Source organism: Pseudomonas sp. H3_E04 (assembly GCF_054668915.1).
The window spans coordinates 4,664,131-4,680,904 of record NZ_CP162797.1 but is presented as its reverse complement, the minus strand read 5'-3'; the positions used below and the strand labels follow the sequence as shown (position 1 = coordinate 4,680,904).

The 16,774-nt window shown below is 59.7% G+C and carries 14 protein-coding genes; 9 read left to right on the top strand and 5 right to left on the bottom strand.

Translation table 11 applies throughout. The features are described from left to right. Position 1: 1 nt before the first annotated feature. The gene (locus AB4N53_RS21115) at positions 2–2,227 is read right to left on the bottom strand and encodes a TonB-dependent receptor (protein WP_460122874.1); all 2,226 of its coding nucleotides are present in this window, start codon (positions 2,225–2,227) and stop codon (positions 2–4) included. Between the two features lie 203 nt (positions 2,228–2,430). Here AB4N53_RS21115 and AB4N53_RS21110 point away from each other — a divergent pair, with 203 nt between their 5' ends. Beyond that, a complete protein-coding gene (locus AB4N53_RS21110) occupies positions 2,431–3,468 on the top strand; it encodes a LacI family DNA-binding transcriptional regulator (protein ID WP_460122871.1) in 1,038 nt (345 codons plus the stop codon). 38 nt (positions 3,469–3,506) lie between these two features. Here the strand turns inward: AB4N53_RS21110 and AB4N53_RS21105 are convergent, their stop codons facing one another. The 4 genes from AB4N53_RS21105 to epsC form a co-directional block, all read right to left on the bottom strand. Next, a complete protein-coding gene (locus AB4N53_RS21105; protein WP_039756416.1) occupies positions 3,507–3,908 on the bottom strand; it encodes a type II toxin-antitoxin system HicB family antitoxin in 402 nt (133 codons plus the stop codon). Positions 3,909–3,967: 59 nt separating this feature from the next. After that, entirely contained in the window at positions 3,968–4,150 is a 183-nt protein-coding gene (locus tag AB4N53_RS21100; protein WP_460122868.1) for a type II toxin-antitoxin system HicA family toxin, read from the bottom strand. A gap of 229 nt (positions 4,151–4,379) precedes the next feature. Then, a complete protein-coding gene (gene betT / locus AB4N53_RS21095) occupies positions 4,380–6,341 on the bottom strand; it encodes a choline transporter BetT (RefSeq protein ID WP_460125207.1) in 1,962 nt (653 codons plus the stop codon). Between the two features lie 417 nt (positions 6,342–6,758). Next, complete coding sequence (gene epsC / locus AB4N53_RS21090; RefSeq protein WP_024011175.1) at positions 6,759–7,685, bottom strand: serine O-acetyltransferase EpsC; 927 nt, start codon at positions 7,683–7,685, stop codon at positions 6,759–6,761. Between the two features lie 190 nt (positions 7,686–7,875). On the opposite strand from epsC, the gene AB4N53_RS21085 reads away from it, so the two are divergent. The 8 genes from AB4N53_RS21085 to AB4N53_RS21050 all read left to right on the top strand — a co-directional run bounded on the left by AB4N53_RS21085 (position 7,876) and on the right by AB4N53_RS21050 (position 16,711). Then, complete coding sequence (locus AB4N53_RS21085) at positions 7,876–8,868, top strand: D-cysteine desulfhydrase (protein ID WP_460122865.1); 993 nt, start codon at positions 7,876–7,878, stop codon at positions 8,866–8,868. A 283-nt stretch (positions 8,869–9,151) separates the two neighbouring features. Next, on the top strand, positions 9,152–9,952 hold the full coding sequence (gene tcyJ, locus AB4N53_RS21080) for a cystine ABC transporter substrate-binding protein (protein ID WP_016772199.1): 801 nt from the start codon (positions 9,152–9,154) through the stop codon (positions 9,950–9,952). Beyond that, on the top strand, positions 9,952–10,617 hold the full coding sequence (tcyL, locus tag AB4N53_RS21075) for a cystine ABC transporter permease (protein WP_016772200.1): 666 nt from the start codon (positions 9,952–9,954) through the stop codon (positions 10,615–10,617). The genes tcyJ and tcyL overlap by 1 nt, the downstream gene beginning before the upstream one ends. Positions 10,618–10,621: 4 nt before the next feature. Beyond that, a complete protein-coding gene (gene tcyN, locus AB4N53_RS21070) occupies positions 10,622–11,371 on the top strand; it encodes an L-cystine ABC transporter ATP-binding protein TcyN (protein WP_460122863.1) in 750 nt (249 codons plus the stop codon). 457 nt (positions 11,372–11,828) lie between these two features. Beyond that, entirely contained in the window at positions 11,829–12,593 is a 765-nt protein-coding gene (locus tag AB4N53_RS21065; protein ID WP_460122860.1) for a hypothetical protein, read from the top strand. Between the two features lie 264 nt (positions 12,594–12,857). Then, positions 12,858–14,099, top strand: coding sequence for an SfnB family sulfur acquisition oxidoreductase (locus tag AB4N53_RS21060; protein WP_460122857.1), 1,242 nt, complete (start codon positions 12,858–12,860; stop codon positions 14,097–14,099). Positions 14,100–14,126: 27 nt separating this feature from the next. Beyond that, positions 14,127–15,320 carry an SfnB family sulfur acquisition oxidoreductase gene (locus tag AB4N53_RS21055; RefSeq protein WP_460122854.1) on the top strand — a complete coding sequence of 398 codons (1,194 nt, stop codon included), beginning with the start codon at positions 14,127–14,129 and terminating at the stop codon, positions 15,318–15,320. Next, positions 15,320–16,711: an LLM class flavin-dependent oxidoreductase gene (locus tag AB4N53_RS21050; protein WP_460122851.1), complete on the top strand. Its 1,392-nt coding sequence runs from the start codon at positions 15,320–15,322 to the stop codon at positions 16,709–16,711. The genes AB4N53_RS21055 and AB4N53_RS21050 overlap by 1 nt, the downstream gene beginning before the upstream one ends. The last annotated feature ends 63 nt before the right edge of the window (positions 16,712–16,774 follow it).

Genomic DNA, 16,774 nt, shown 5'->3' with positions numbered 1-16,774 from the left:
CTCAGAAATCCTTGCGCAGTTGCACGCCGAAGTAGCGTTCGTCATCCCGTGGCACGGCGCGATAGATGTAGCTACCGCCACTGGCCAGCAACGGCGAATAGGACTTGTCGGCGAGATTCTTGCCAAGCAGCGCGACGCGCCAGCCATTGCTGTAATCGGCCAGGGCGACGCTGGCGTTCCACAGCCCGTAAGCGCCCTGTTTGGTATCGGGGTTCTGGCTGATGTCGTACTGCACTTCGCTTTGCCAGCTGTAATCGGTGCCCAGTTCGATATCGAGACCATTGTCGAGCGGGACGGTGTAGTCGGCGCGCACGTAGCTTTTCCAGTCCGGGCTGAACGGCAATGGTTTGCCGTTGACGTTGCACGACGCCGCCGCGCCGGCGGGGCAGGCGAACTCGTCGATGCGTGCGCGGGTGTAGGCCAGAGCGCCGGAGAACTTCAGTTGCTGGGTGGCTTGCAGGGCGTAATCGAGTTCGACGCCTTCGCTGGTCACGCTGCCGGCGTTGATCAGACGCGTCACTACTTGCCCGGCGACGGTGTCGAAAAAGTTCGCCTGATAGTTGTCGTACTTGCTATGGAAGATCACCAGATTGGTGGTCAGGCGATTGTTCCAGGAGGTGGCTTTGATCCCCGCTTCCCATGTGTTGGAAGTCTCCGGTTTCAGCGCTTCGGTGTCGCGCGGCTGCATATTGAAGAACACGTTGTAGGCCGGGCCTTTGTAGCCGCGTGAATAGGTCAGGTAACTGGTGACGGTATCGCTCAGGTCGTACTGCAAACCGAGGCGACCGGACCAGCCATCTTCGTCCACCGAGCCGGAGCTGCTGGTCGCCGGTTGGATGCCGCTGACGGTGGTCGCTGATGTTGAAACGCGGCGGTGATCGTATTCCAGATCATCGTGGGTGTAGCGCAGGCCGGCGATGCCGCGAAAGTCCGAAGTGAAGTTCAGCGTGCTCTCGCCGAACACCGCGTAGCTGTCGCTGGTGGTGCTGTAATCGGCAACGCCACGGTCGGTGCGATTAGTCGTGGTGAGGGTGCGTTGATAGGTCTCGTCGTCCTTGCCGTGCATATAGAACAGGCCGCCGACATACTCGAGAAACTCGCCTTTCGGCGAAGCCAGACGCAACTCTTGCGAGTATTGGTCGAAAGCCAGATCGCCCTTGTCCGCCGTGCCGGGAAACGCGGCGGTCACGCTGCCGAGGCGATCACCATCCTGATACTGGGTGTTGTCCCAGCCGCGCCACGCAGTGATTGACGTCAGCGTGTAATCGCCCAGTTGCCAGTCGAGCTGGCCGGACAGGCCTTTGTTGATGTCTTCTATGTGAGAGCGGGTGTCGGTGTTGATGTCGCGGTTGTGGCTGGTCGCATTCACCGGACTGAGCGCGTTGGCGAAGGCCGGCGTCAGCGCTTGGCTGACGACGCCATTGGGCGCGTCGTCGTGGGACTGCATGTAGTCAGCGATCAGGGTGAAGGTGACGTCGTCGTTCGGGGTGAATTCGAGTTTGCCGCGCACGCCGCGATGGTTGTACCCGTTGACCTCATGGCCGTTGTGCTGGTTGTCGACGTTGCCGTCGTAAGTGCCGAACAAGGTGCTGATCGAGCCCTTCAGCGTATCCGGAATGAGGCTGCCGCCGAGGCCGAAACGGGTGCGGCTTTCGTTACCGCTGTAGTACGACTGATCGATGTAGCCGTGGGTTTCGGCGGTCGGTGCTTTGCTGGTGATGTTGAGTACGCCGGCCGAGGCGTTCTTGCCGAACAGCGTGCCTTGCGGGCCACGCAACACTTCGACGCGCTCCAGATCGAGCAGATCCAGCGTGGCTTGCCCTGGCCGCGCATACACCACGCCGTCGATTACCGTGGCCACGGTCGGCTCGACGCCGGGCGAGGTGGAAATCGTGCCGACACCGCGCACGAATAACGAGGTGTCCTTGTTCGAAGCACCGGTACGGAAATTCAGCGACGGCACTTGCTGAACGATGCTCGCCACGCCGTTGCGGTTGTCGCGTTCAAGCTGTTCACCGTCGAGCACCGATACCGCCACGGGTACTTTCTGCAGCGATTCTTCACGGCGAGTCGCAGTCACCGTGACGGATTTCAGGGTCGGCTCCTGATCGCTGCTGTCAGCGGCAAATACCGTGGGCAGCGGCAGCGCCGCCAGCCCGGTGAAAATCCAGCCCGCCGCGCGAATAGACTGCGTGAGTGTGTGTAATGCTCCAGGAAAATTACGCATAGGTGTTCGCTCGAAAATGGCCCTGAACCGCTGCCGTTCTGCGACGACAGCGCCTGAATCTGTCTTGGGCATTCGCTCGAGCGAGTAGCAGACAATGCGCTTTGTTAGCGCTAACATCGCAAGTATTGGCGTCCTAGGCATAGAGCGTCCAATACTGAAAAATTACTTTTATATGCAATTTGGTTTTTAAGAAGGATGGCATCTTGAGCGATGAAAAACCGCGTAAACGCCGGGGCGCCGGCCGTGTCACGTTGAATGCGGTGGCACGCGCAGCCGGTGTGTCGGCGATTACCGTGTCGCGGTATTTCAATCAGCCCGAACAGGTCTCGCCCGAGCGTCGCGAGCGCATTGCGGCAGTGGTCGCCGAGTTGGGCTACGTGCCGAATCTGGTGGCGGGCGGACTGGCCTCGGCGCGCGGAAGAATCGTTGGCATGGTCATTCCGAACATCTCCGGGCCGATTTTCGCCAACACCATTCAAGGCTTCAGCGACACTCTCAGTCGTCACGGTTATCAACTGTTGCTGGCGTCGAGTTATTTCGATATCGAGCAGGAAGAAAATGCCGTGCGCGCATTTCTCGGCTGGTCGCCGGCAGCGCTGGTGCTGACCAGCCACTTCCACAGCGCAGGCACCGAGAAGATGCTCGCCGAGGCGGATATTCCAGTGATCGAAACCTGGGATTACCAGCCGGGACGCGGGCCGATGCAGATCGGTTTTTCACATTTCGAAGTGGGCGTGACAGCGGCAAGGCACCTGCTGGAGAAAGGCTATCAACGCATTGCCTTCGTACAGAACAGCGCGCCGGGGGACTTCAGCGCACTGGAACGCCGCGATGGTTACGCGGCGACTTTAAAAGAATCCGGTTTGGAACCCTGGGTTTTCGCCCCCGACGCCAATCGCGAACCATTCGAGGCCGGCAAACAGGCAATGGACACCCTGATGAACACCACACCGCGCCCCGACGCGATCATCTTCGCCAACGACAACCTCGCCGCCGGCGGCTTGCTTGCCGGGCAACGCGCGGGTTTGAAAATCCCCGAAAACTGCGCCGTTCTCGGCTTCGGCGACTACCCGTTCGCCGAGATGCTGCTACCAAGCCTGAGCACGATCAAACCGCCAGCGCTGGAGATCGGTGTACTCGCCGCAACACGCGTGCTGGAAAGCCTTGGGGTATTGCCGAGCGACGCAGTGCAGCGGCTGAATCTGCTGCGATGCCGAGTGATCGAACGCGAAAGCACCTGACTGTGGGAGTGAGCAGGATAGCTCCCACAGAATTTCTGTCATACCGACAATTCACGTAGCGCAGCCGCCGCCAGAAATCCGGAGCGGGAACGGTAGCGCCGGTCTCGCCGGACAGTCTGGTCAATACGCTCCAGCAACTGCTCGGGCAATGTGGCATTGAAGCGCACTGATTTGCCGAAGTAAGGCGTGATGTCAAAGTCGACCACGCCCCAGATACCGCCCGCGTAATCCGGGTTATCAAGATGAGCATCAATGTCGCGCACCTGCGGCAGTGGCGCGCCATCGGCGACCAGCCCCTCGTAGTGCAGCGCCAGCGCTTCCTGCGTGTTTTCGAAAGCTTCGGCTACCGTGGCGCCTGCGGAATAACACCCCGGTACGTCCGGAATGATCACGCCATAGTCCGAGTCGGCATCCTTGTGCAGAACGACAGGGAATTTCATAAAGGTGAACCCTTCCTCTGGCAAGTTCATGATGGGCATTTCGTCTTCGTATACGGGCCTCATTTCAATCCCGCCTGTTTCAAAATGCTGTTGATCGTACCCTTGGGCAGATCCGAATCAGGGTGCTTGATTGTCACCCTTCCCTGTTTGAACGAATGCTTGTACTGGTGATGACTGCCTTTTACCGCAACCAGGTACCAACCATCGTTCTCGATCATCCTGATCATTTCCCGACTGCGCATGTCCTTCGCCCTTTTCTACAGCAAGAGCTGCAACTCTAGGGGATAAAGCGCGCATCGATACACACCATACACACCTGGATAAATAATAGTCTGTTTCGTGATCATCACAGAGGGACGGATCAACGGCGGGGCCCATTGGCAGTGCGATATTCGGCGTGCAGGCGGGGCAATGGTGTTGTTCATGCTGCTGAGCGCCGAGTCCTGAGCAGACCCGGCACTCAGCCGTCGATCAACGCACCAGATGCAGAAACTGCATGTGCCGTTCGTACTGGTCGAGGATGTCGTTGATGATCTGCTCTTTGGTGTAGCCGACCAGATCGTAGTCCTGACTGCCCTCGCTCAAATGCACTTCGGCGCGGTAGTAGCGGCGATTGTTGAGTTGCTTGGAGCCCATGCCGCCGCGCGCGAACGATGGCGTGAAGTAGCCGCGCATCTGTACCTGATAGATGAACGGATGCTGCTCGCCATGACCGATTTCCAGGCTGACGTTGTCATGCGCCGGATCTGGCTGGGTGACCACGTGCAGGCCTTTTTCGACGAACACGGCGGTCACTTCCTCGATCGCCGGACGCACCGTGCTTTCCATGAAGCGGTACACCTCGTCGCGGGACGGGAAGTGCACGGCCTGACTCAGGCGCTGGCGCCAACCGCCGGTGCCACGCCTTGAACCGGAGACCGGCGCCAACGAATGCAACTGCGCGATCTGCTTTTGCGACTCCAGATAGAACGCCTTGTGCAGCCCCCACATCATCAGCAAGAGAATCAACGAGAACGGCAACGAGGTCAGCACCACCGCCGACTTCAGCGCATCGATGCTGCCGGAGAAGAGCAGCGCACTGGTGACCAGCGCGGTCATCGCGCCCCAGAACACCCGCAGCCATTTCGGCCCGTCTTCATCCGGGTTGCCGCCCTTGGCCGACAGGGTCGAGAGTACGACGGTGCCGTAGTCGGCGGAAGTGACGAAGAACACGAAGCTGATGAACACCGTCACAGCGATAACAGTCTTGCTCCAAGGGTAGGTTTCGAGCAGCAGGTAGATACTCATCGACGGATTGTCGATGGCCGACATGCCCAACGCGCTCATGCCGTGATTGAGCACCTGGTCCAAGGCGCTGTTGCCGAAGATCGACATCCACGCCAGGGTGAAACCGAGCGGAATCAACAGCACGCCGAAGACGAATTCACGGATGGTGCGACCACGGGAGATGCGCGCGATGAACAGGCCCACGAACGGCGACCAGGCGATCCACCAGGCCCAGTAGAACACGGTCCAGCCACCCAGCCAGTCGCTCGGTTTATCGTAGGCGTAGAGGTCGAAACTCTTCATCGGCAGGGCGCCGAGGTAGTCGCCAACGTTCTGGATCAGGGTGTTGAGCAGGTGCTGCGTCGGTCCGGCGAACAGCACGAACAGCAGCAGCCCGCAGGCCAGCAGCATGTTGATATCCGACATCACCCGTACGCCTTTATCGACGCCGGAGACCGCAACGATGATCGCAGCCCCCATCATCAGCGTGATCAGGCCGACCTGAATCCACTGGGTGTGGGCGATGCCGAAAAGATAATCCAGGCCCGAGTTGAGGTGCAGCACACCAAAGCCCATGTCCGCACCGAGGCCGAACACCGTGGCGATAATGCCGAAGCCGTCCACCGCGTAGCCGATCGGGCCGTTGATGCGTTTGCCGATCAGCGGATACAACGCCGAGCGCAGGGCCAGCGGCAGGTTGTGTCGATAGGCGAAATAGGCCAGCGCCATGCCGACAAAGGCGAACACGCCCCATCCATGCAGGCCCCAGTGCAGAAACAGAACCTGCATCGCCTGACGCGCCGCATCGGCGGTACCAGCCTCGCCCTGCGGCGGCTGCAGCATGTGCGTCAGCGGTTCGGAAACGCAGAAGAAGAACAGCGTGATGCTGATCCCGGCGGCGAACAGCATGCCGGCCCAGGACAGGTAACTGAATTCGGGCTCGTCGTGGTCGGCACCGAGTTTTATCTTGCCGTAGCCGGATAAGGCGGTGACCACCACGAAGACCAGATACAGGGTCATCGCGAGCATGTAGTACCAGCCGACCGTATTGGCCGCCCAGTTTTGCGCTTCCAGCAACCAGGCGCCGGCCTGCTCCGGCATGGCAATGACAACGAGACCAAACAGCAGAATGACCGTCGCGGCGAAATAGAACACCGGCGGATTCATGCGCACCAGACCGCTGGCGGGGGTAGACGATGCACTCATGGAACGTGCACCTCGAGGGGTTGAAACGTGGCTGAAATGATCGGACTCAGCAAAGGCTAGCCTCCTGTTGTGAGCGGGCAGCGAACCACCGGTTTAACTTGAATGAACGTTCAAGTTAAACATGAATGCGGTGGTAAGGACTAATCGCAGGGCTGGGCGGTAGGTTTCCTACAGCGCCCGAGGAGGTGTATGACGCGGGATTGAAGGCATTCGTTCAAAAGTACCCTCATGGCTCACTCCTGTAGGAGCTGCCGAAGGCTCGGGCCGCGTTCGGACGATCTTTTGATCTTGATGTTTAAAAAGCAAAGATCAAAAGATCGCAGCCTCGTTTCACTCGTCAGCTCCTACAGGTCGGCGATGTTGAAGTCTCGACCAGACTTACTTCTGCGTCCCGTCATCATGCTGCAGATTCGCCTGGGTCAGATTCGCCCCCGCCGGCACACTGCGCGTCAGCCACACGTTGCCGCCAATGGTCGAACCCTTGCCGATGGTGATCCGTCCGAGAATCGTCGCCCCCGCATAGATCACTACGTCATCCTCAACGATGGGATGACGCGGATGCCCCTTCTGCAACTGGCCGTCCTCATCCGCCGGGAAACGCTTGGCCCCCAGGGTCACCGCCTGATAAATCCGCACCCGCTCACCAATGATCGCGGTTTCGCCAATCACTACACCGGTGCCGTGATCGATGAAGAAGCTGCGGCCGATCTGCGCGCCGGGGTGGATATCGATGCCCGTCGCCGAATGCGCGATTTCCGCGCTGATCCGCGCCAGCAGCGGCAGCCCGGCACGGTATAAATGGTGCGCCAGGCGATGGTGAATCACCGCGAGAATGCCCGGATAGCAGAGCAGCACTTCATCGACGCTGCGTGCCGCCGGGTCGCCGTGATACGCCGCCAGCACATCGGTGTCGAGCAGCGTGCGCAGCCCCGGCAAGGCCAAAGCGAAATCCTGCACGATCTGGATGGCGCGGGTCTCGACTTCACTGTCGTCCTGCGCGCTGTGGCGAGCGACGTAACGCAGCTCCAGGCGTGTCTGCGCCAGCAATGCATTGAGCGCTACATCAAGCGTGTGGCCGACGTAGAAATCTTCACTTTCTTCACGCAGATCGACCGGCCCGAGGCGCATCGGGAACAGCGCGCCACACAGCGCCTCGAGGATTTCCGCCATCGCCGCTCGCGATGGCAATTCGCGCCCGCCCTGCTCCCCTGAAGCCCGACCATTCTGTGCACGCCACTGATCCCGCGCGCTGCGCAGCTGGCTGACGATGGTCTGCAATTGCCAATGGCTGGAACGCTCGCTCACGGTGAAGACTCCTAACGGGCGGCCGGACTGTCTGGCCGCGTCAACGGCGCCTACTTTACGGCATGCCTTTGCCGACGAATTAAGAACCGATAGTGCTGGCGTCAGTTCATTTGGCTATAAGCGATTGGCGGTTGCCCGAGCAAAAGCGCGTGCCTATAGTCCTTTCATTCTTCTGCGCCAGTACGGACTCATGATCAAACAACAGCTGCAACGCTTTTCCCGTCTCGAACTGCTGAGCCATCCCACGCCGCTGGAAAAACTCGAACGCTTGTCCGCCTGGCTCGGTCGCGAGGTGTACATCAAGCGCGATGACCTGACGCCGCTGGCGATGGGCGGCAACAAGCTGCGCAAACTCGAATACCTCGCCGCCGACGCGCTCGCGCAAGGCGCTGACACGCTGATCACGGCCGGGGCGTTGCAATCGAACCACGTGCGCCAGACCGCCGCGCTGGCCGCGAAACTCGGCCTGGGCTGTGTGGCGCTGCTGGAAAATCCGCTGGGCACTGATGACGGCAATTACACCGGCAACGGCAACCGCTTACTGCTGGATCTGTTCGACACCAAAGTCGAGCTGGTCGACAACCTCGACAATGCCGACGATCAACTGGCCGCCCTCGCCGTGCGCCTGCGCAGCAACGGCAAGAAGCCGTATCTGGTGCCGATTGGCGGCTCCAACGCGCTCGGTGCCTTAGGCTACGTGCGCGCCGGGCTGGAGCTGGCTGAGCAGATCAAGGACAGCGGCCTCGATTTCGCCGCTGTGGTGCTGGCGTCGGGCAGTGCCGGGACTCACAGTGGTTTGGGGCTGGCACTGAGTGAGGCGCTGCCGCAACTGCCGGTGATCGGCGTGACCGTTTCGCGCAGTGACGAAGATCAGCGGCCGAAGGTTCAGGGTTTGGCCGAGCGCACCGCTGAGCTGCTGGGTGTCGAGTTGCCGACCAGCTTCAAGGTCGAGCTGTGGGACGAATATTTCGGCCCGCGTTATGGCGAGCCGAATGCCGGCACGCTGGCGGCGGTGAAACTGTTGGCGGGTCAGGAAGGTCTGTTGCTTGACCCGGTCTATACCGGCAAGGCCATGGCCGGTCTGCTCGACGGGATTGGCCGGCAGCGCTTCGATGACGGTCCGATCATCTTCCTGCACACCGGTGGCGCGCCGGCGTTGTTTGCCTACAAGGATTTTCTATAAGAGCAGATCCAAGAGATCGCAGCTTCGGCAGCTCCAACATGAGATCACCTGTAGGAGCTGCCGAAGGCTGCGATCTTTTAAGAATTCGCTGATATTCCTTAAATGAATAAAAGATTCCATATTAGGTATTTTCAAGTCTAAAAAAGACATCTTATAGTCTCGCCGCAGGCGAATTTCGGGCGAGACGCTTACGCTGCTTTAAGGCAGGATAGCGCTGTCGTTCAAATCACCAATTTGCCTACATTCCTTAAGCGTCTTCCATAAGAAAACACAGGGGCTTGTCATGAATTTTTCCGCACTACGTCGCACTCTGCTGGTCGGTTCGCTGGGTCTTGCGCTGAGCGCCGGCCTGATCGGTCAGGCAGTGGCCGGTGAGCAGCTGCAACAGATCAAGGACAAAGGCGTTCTCAACGTCGGCCTGGAAGGCACTTACCCACCGTTCAGCTACGTCGACGAGAACGGCAAGCTGTCGGGTTTTGAAGTCGAGCTGTCCGAAGCGCTGGCGCAGAAGCTCGGCGTCAAGGCCAAGATCCAGCCAACAAAGTGGGACGGTATCCTCGCAGCCCTGGAATCCAAGCGTCTGGACCTGGTGGTCAATCAAGTGACCATCTCCGACGAGCGCAAGAAGAAGTATGACTTCTCCGAACCCTATACCGTCTCCGGCATCCAGGCCCTCGTGCTGAAAAGCAAAGAGTCGGCCCTGAATATCAAGACTGCCGCTGACCTGTCCGGCAAGAAAGTCGGTGTCGGCCTGGGCACCAACTACGAGCAGTGGGTTCGCGCCAACGTGCCGGGTGCTGACGTGCGCACCTACGATGATGATCCGACCAAGTTTGCCGACCTCAACAATGGTCGTACCGATGCCATCCTGATCGACCGTCTGGCTGCCCTCGAATACGCCAAGAAAGCCCCGAAAACCGTGGCCGCCGGTGAGGCCTTCTCGCGTCAGGAATCCGGTATCGCCCTGCGCAAAGGCGAGCCTGAACTGCTGGCTGCGGTGAACAAGGCGCTCGACGAACTGCGTGCCGACGGCACTCTTGAGAAACTGTCGAAGAAATACTTCAACGCAGACGTCACCAAATAATGGAAGAGGCTTTCCAACTCGCGCTGGATTCCGCGCCCTTTCTGTTGAAGGGCGCGTACTACACGGTAGTCCTCAGCCTCGGCGGGATGTTTTTCGGTCTGCTGCTGGGCTTCGGCCTCGCGCTGATGCGCCTGTCGCGCTTCAAATCGGTCAGTTGGCTGGCACGCATCTACGTGTCGTTCTTTCGCGGCACGCCGTTGCTGGTGCAGCTGTTCGTGATCTATTACGGCTTGCCGCAACTGGGCATGGAGCTTGATCCGCTACCGGCAGCACTGATCGGCTTTTCGCTGAACATGGCCGCCTACGCCTGTGAAATCCTCCGTGCCGCGATCGGTTCGATCGAGCGCGGTCAGTGGGAGGCTGCTGCGAGTATCGGCATGACCCGCGCGCAGACCCTGCGCCGGGCGATCCTGCCGCAAGCGATGCGCACGGCATTGCCGCCGCTGGGCAACAGCTTCATTTCGCTGGTCAAGGACACCGCACTCGCTGCGACCATTCAGGTACCGGAGCTGTTCCGTCAGGCGCAGCTGATTACCGCCCGGACTTTCGAAGTCTTCACCATGTATCTTGCCGCCGCACTGATCTACTGGATTCTGGCCACGGTGCTTTCGCACTTGCAGAACAAGTTGGAAGAGCGGGTCAATCGGCACGACCAGGAGTCCTGACGCGATGATTGTCGTGGAAAAACTGACCAAGCAATTCAAGAGTCAGGTCGTGCTCAACGGCATCGACCTTGAGGTAAAGGAAGGCGAAGTCGTCGCGATCATCGGCCCCAGCGGCTCGGGGAAAACGACGTTCCTGCGCTGCCTGAATTTCCTTGAAGAACCCACCAGCGGCCGGATCAAGGTCGGCGATATCGAAATCGATACCAGCCGCCCGCTGAACCAGCAGCAGAGTCTGGTGCGCAACCTGCGCCAGCACGTCGGCTTCGTGTTCCAGAACTTCAACCTGTTCCCCCATCGCACCGCCTTGGAAAACGTCATCGAAGGCCCGATCGTGGTCAAGAAGATGCCGCGCGAACAAGCGATTGCCCTGGGCAAAAAGCTGCTGACCAAAGTGGGGCTTGCCGGCAAGGAGGACGCGTATCCACGTCGTCTCTCCGGTGGTCAGCAACAGCGCGTGGCGATCGCCCGGGCGCTGGCGATGGAGCCGGAAGTGATTCTGTTCGACGAACCGACCTCCGCTCTCGACCCGGAACTGGTCGGCGAAGTGCTGGCGACCATTCGCGGTCTTGCCGAAGAAAATCGCACCATGGTGATTGTCACCCACGAAATGGGTTTTGCCCGTGACGTGGCCAATCGCGTGGTGTTTTTCGACAAGGGCGTAATTGTCGAACAGGGTGAAGCCAAGGCACTGTTTGCCAATCCGAAAGAAGAACGCACCCAACAGTTTCTCAGCAAGTTTCTGAATCACGCCTGAGAACGATTTCCGCAATCCCCGCCAACTTCCACGGATGGAAGTTGCGTCTTCGCGGCAGTTAAATCTTTCAATTATTTATTACTCAAGTGTGCAGATAAACATTGCGCAATAGTTGCGCTCATCCTGGAATCGTCACATCCGCATACCTCTGCCCGCGCACAAACACGCAAAAAACGCAGCGAAATCGGCGTTTTTCTGTAGCCGAACTTACTACATAACTTAGTCTTAATGCCTCAACGACGTAGGAAGTTTCTGATTAACTTGTAATTCATGGATTAACTAACCTCTTCTATTGACACCCCTCTCCGCAGACTTTTATCTAGTCGACAACCGGCGCCACTTAGTTCAAAAAAACTAACTAATACTGAGCAAATACTCGTCGCTTCTATTGCCAGTTGATTCGCGCCTTTGTTTTCCAGAAACGGATTTCGCTGCAAGACTTCAAGGAGAGAAACCGATGACCCGCACTTCGCACACCCCCGAACTTGCAGCGCCAACGCTGGCATGCGCACAAAGAATCGGCGTCAACCTGGCGACAGCCGCTCACCTGCTGGTCGATGTGCCGCCCTACCTTGGCATGGACGATGGTGACCTGATCGAGCTGTTCTGGAACAAGTGTTATGTCGCTTCAAAAGTCCTCGGCGCCACCGATGTCGGCGAGTCCGTCAGCCTGCGGGTGCCGGAGAGTTTCATCACCAATGGCACCGCGCGTATTCACTACCGCGTGATGCAGGTCGGCCAAGGTCCGGCGTTATCGGCAGCCACCCGAGTGCAGGTCAAACTCGATTGCCCAGGTGGCCAGCCCACCGGGCAGTGCGAAGACGAAAATCAGCAACTGGCACCGGTGATCATCCCTGAAACGATTCGCCGTCAGGGTGTAAATCCCAACCAGATCAAACGCGGCGTGCCGCTGACCATCGAGCCCTACCTGAACATGGCCGAAGACGACGCCATCACCCTGCGCTGGGGTGATGTGCGCATGGATCTGGCGCCAGTCACGGCAGCGGATGTCGGCCTGCCGATTCAGGTCTGGATACCACCGGCAGTCATCGTCGAAGCAGGCGAGGATCTGCGGCTGGACGTGACGTATTGCATCCTCGACCGGGTCGGCAATAACTCGCGCTGGGCACCGCCGCGCACGTTGAAAATCGGTTGCGTGAATCCGTATGTGAAAGTCCCCTTGAAGCCCGAATTCAAGGCCGCCGAATCACGTACCCAGTGAGCCGTGCTCAGGGGTGAGAGGGTGCGCTCCCTCTCACCTGCAAGGCGCCGCCCAACGCGAACATCCCCCTTCTATGCATATTCCTAAAAGTTAGTTTATTTAATTTTTATACACGCTTAGGGTATATGCACCGGACCACCGGACATTCTTTCAATCGTCGCACTTCGCGGCGTTTTTCATGAAATGTGAGGTAGGTATGGTCCGGAACACAATCACCCCAGTGCAGATCGCCAGGGCATTGCGTGCAGCCAGGGAGCGGCACTGATGTCCAGTCTTGCAGATGCAAACGTGCAGTCCGACCTGGACATCGCCCCGCTGTTGTTGCCCGCGCAAGTCTTGCGCAACGATGCTCAAGCCATCAAGGCCGCTCAGGATCTGGCGCAAGTCGCCCGGGTGCAGGCGGCCAAACGCGACCGCCAACGCAAGCTGCCATGGTCGGAAATCGAACAGTTCACCCGCAGCGGCCTCGGCAGCATTGCCATCCCGCGTGAGTACGGTGGCCCGCAGGTTTCCTTCGTCACGCTGGCTGAAGTCTTTGCGATCATTTCCGCCGCCGACCCGGCGCTCGGGCAGATTCCGCAGAACCAGTTCGGCATCATCAATCTGGTGCTCGGCAGCGCCACCGAAGCGCAGAAAAAGCAGTTGTTCCAGAGTGTTCTGGAAGGCTGGCGCATCGGTAACGCCGGCCCGGAACGCGGCACCAAAAACACCCTGGAACTGAAGGCGCGAATCAGCGCCGACGGCGCCGATTTCGTGATCAACGGCGAGAAGTTCTACTCCACCGGCGCGCTGTTTGCGCATTGGGTCGCGGTGAAAGCGCTCAATGATGATGGCAGGCAAGTACTGGCCTTCGTCCGTCGTGGGACGCCGGGTCTGCGCATCGTCGATGACTGGTCGGGCTTCGGCCAGCGCACCACCGCCAGCGGCACGATCCTGCTGAACAACGTGCGCGTCGAGTCGAGCCTGGTCATCGACAACTGGAAGATCAACGATAAGCCGAACACCCAGGGCGCAGTGTCGCAGCTGATACAGGCGGCGATCGACGCCGGCATCGCCCGTGGTGCTATCGACGACGCCATCGACTTCGTCAAAACCCGCGCGCGGCCATGGATCGACGCCAAGGTCGAGCGCGCCAGCGATGACCTCTACGTGATCGCCGATATCGGCAAACTGAAAATCGAACTGCACGCCGCCGAAGCGCTGCTGCGCAAGGCCGGCCAAGTACTCGATGAAGTCCACGCCGCGCCGCTGACTGCCGAATCCGCCGCACGCGCTTCGATCGCCGTGGCCGAAGCGAAAGTGCTGACCACCGAGGTTTCGCTGCTGGCCAGCGAAAAGCTCTTCGAACTGGCCGGCAGCCGCGCGACCCTCGCCGAATTCAATCTCGACCGCCACTGGCGCAACGCCCGCGTGCACACCCTGCACGACCCGGTGCGCTGGAAATATCACGCGGTCGGCGCCTATCGCCTGAACGGCACTTTGCCGGCTCGCCATTCCTGGATCTGAGACGACCAGTCATCTGGAGAACCCCCTATGACGCTTCCCCATCACGTCGCGCTCATCACCAGCGATGAGCAAGCCCTGATCGTCGCCAGCGACCTGGCCGAAGATTTCAAACGCGACAGCGCCCTGCGCGACCGCGAACGCCGCCTGCCATTGGCCGAGCTCGAAGTGTTTTCCCGCTCCGGCCTGTGGGGCATCAGCGTGCCAAAAGAATATGGCGGCGCGGGCGTATCCAACGTCACCCTGGCCAAAGTCATCGCGCTCATCGCTCAGGCCGACGGTTCACTCGGGCAGATTCCGCAGAACCATTTCTACGCACTGGAAGTGCTGCGCGTGAATGGCAGCGACGAACAGAAACAGCGCCTGTACGCCGAGGTCCTCGCCGGCCAGCGCTTCGGCAATGCGCTGGCGGAACTGGGCACCAGAACCGCTCACGACCGCGTCACCAGTCTCAAACGCGACGGCGCTGGCTATCGCATCAACGGGCGCAAGTTTTACTCGACCGGGGCGATTTACGCGCAGCGCATTCCGACGTCAGTGGTCGATGAAAACGGCGTGCAGCAACTGGCCTTCGTCCCGCGTGAGAGCAAAGGCCTGACGGTGATCGACGACTGGAGCGGCTTCGGCCAGCGCACCACCGGCAGCGGCTCGGTGGTGTTCGAAGATGTGCATGTAGCGGCCGAAGATGTGCTGCCTTTCCAGAGCGCTTTCGAACGCCCGACCACGGTCGGCCCGCTGGCGCAGATTCTCCACGCCGCCATCGACACAGGCATTGCCCGCGCCGCTTACGAAGATGCCTTGCATTTCGTGCGTAGCAAGACCCGCCCGTGGATCGATTCCGGCAACGACAGGGCCACCGAAGATCCGCTGACGCTGAAGAGCTTCGGCCATTTGAGCATTCGGCTGCACGCCACCGAAGCCTTGCTGGAACGTGCCGGCGAAATCCTCGATGCCGCGCAAGCGGAAACCAACGCCGAAACCGTCGCCGCCGCCTCGATTGCAGTTGCCGAAGCGCGGGCGATCAGTACGGAAATTTCCCTCGCCGCCGGCAGCACCTTGTTCGAACTGGCCGGCAGCCAGGCGACGCTGAGTGAACACGGCCTCGACCGCCACTGGCGCAACGCTCGCGTGCACACCCTGCACGACCCGGTGCGCTGGAAGTATCACGCAGTAGGCAATTATTACCTCAACGATGAAAACCCTCCGCTGCGAGGGACGATCTGATGACTGCTGCGAAAAAGAAGATTCTGCTCAACGCGTTCAACATGAACTGCATCGGCCATATCAACCACGGCCTGTGGACGCATCCGCGCGACACCTCGACCCGCTACAACACGATCGAGTACTGGACCGAACTGGCGCAGTTACTTGAACGCGGTCTGTTCGATGGCTTGTTCATCGCTGATATCGTCGGCGTCTACGACGTCTACCAGAACTCGGTGGACGTCACGCTGAAAGAGTCGATCCAGTTGCCGGTCAACGATCCGCTGCTGCTGGTTTCAGCGATGGCCGCCGTCACCAAGAACCTCGGCTTCGGCCTCACCGCCAATCTCACTTACGAGCCGCCGTATCTGTTCGCCCGACGCATGTCGACGCTCGATCATCTGAGTCGCGGCCGGGTCGGCTGGAACATCGTCACCGGTTATCTGGACAGCGCCGCCAAAGCCATGGGCCTGCGCGAACAGGTCGAACATGACCGGCGCTACGACCAGGCCGAAGAATATCTGCAGGTGTTGTACAAGCTTTGGGAAGGCAGCTGGGAGAACGGCGCGGTGCTCAACGACCGCGAGGAGCGTATCTACGCCAACCCGGAAAAAGTGCACAAGGTCGAGCACAAGGGCGAGTTCTATCAGGTCGAGGGTTATCACCTCTGCGAGCCGTCCCCGCAGCGCACGCCGGTATTGTTCCAGGCCGGCAGCTCCGATCGCGGCTTGCTGTTTGCCGGGCGTCACGCCGAGTGCGTATTCATCAGCGGCCAGAACAAGCCGTCGACCAAAGTGCAGGTCGACAAGGTCCGCGCCAGTGCCGTCGAAGCCGGGCGCAATCCTCAAGACATCAAAGTGTTCATGGGCCTCAATGTAATCGTCGGCGCCACCGAAGAAGCGGCGTGGGCCAAGCATGCCGAGTACCTGAGTTACGCCAGCGCCGAGGCCGGCGTGGCGCATTTTTCCGCCTCCACCGGCATCGACTTTGCCCAATACGAAATCGATGAGCCGATCCAGTACGTGAAGAGCAACGCCATTCAATCGGCGACGAAAAACCTGCAGAACAACGACTGGACCCGGCGCAAATTGCTCGACCAGCACGCCCTCGGTGGCCGCTACATCACGGTGATCGGTTCGCCTGAAAAAGTCGCAGATGAGCTGGAATCGTGGATCGCCGAAACCGGTCTGGACGGCTTCAACCTGACGCGCATCGTCACCCCGGAAAGCTATGTCGATTTCATCGAACTGGTGATTCCCGAGTTGCAGCGGCGCGGCTCGTACAAGACCGCGTATGACAGCGGCACCTTGCGCGAGAAGTTGTTTCACGGTGAGGCGCAGCTGCCTGAACAACACAGTGGATCTTCGTACAGGCATCAGAAGCTTCGCGAGCAGGCTCGCTCCCACATTTGAAATGTGTACCCCTGTGGGAGCGAGCCTGCTCGCGAAGAGGCCCTCCCCGACAGCAAAATTCAT